The organism is Priestia sp. BR_2 (assembly GCF_041954005.1).
Lineage (GTDB): Bacteria > Bacillota > Bacilli > Paenibacillales > Paenibacillaceae > Paenibacillus_AQ > Paenibacillus_AQ lautus_A.
In genome coordinates this window covers 1-515 of sequence record NZ_JAVFHM010000117.1, presented here as the reverse complement: position 1 = coordinate 515, position 515 = coordinate 1, and the positions used below count along the sequence as shown (strand labels likewise).

The 515-nt window shown below is 37.5% G+C and carries 1 pseudogene; it reads left to right on the top strand.

Annotated elements, in window-relative coordinates:
- Positions 1-439 (top strand): annotated as a pseudogene (locus RB298_RS03875) (hypothetical protein); the annotation flags it as partial.
- Positions 440-515: the final 76 nt, after the last annotated feature.

Below are 515 nucleotides of genomic sequence, written 5' to 3'. Positions count from 1 at the left end.
ATATACAATTGTAACGAAAAAAGGAACATTTACTACAAAAGTGATGGCAGACAAAAACTTAATTGTTGAAATGCCATTTGTAGGAAAAGGGAAGAGCAGTACAAACTCAGAAGGATGGTTAAGAGACCATAAGTATTATTTTAAAGAACTGTATAAGCAGCATCCAGAATATTTCAGTAAAGCTAATATAGAAAACTTAGAAAATGGATGGGCTATCAAACATGATGCAGTATTTCGTCGCTACTTTCCTCAGTATGACATCACTGGTTTAAGAGGAAAACCATTATTACATCATCATATTGGCGGTGGAGGACAAGCTATGGCTATCCCTCAGCCACTACACCCGGGTAGTGGGGGGATAACTAACATTGAGAAAGAAATTAAGGTGTGGGGAAAAGACCAGGTAAATGCGGATAGAGTTCAGATTTTTATGGATTAGTAGAGGGGAGTAAAGATGATTGTAAAAGCTGTACGTACGGATTGTTGTGGGGGACTACTAGATTATTGGAATGAAA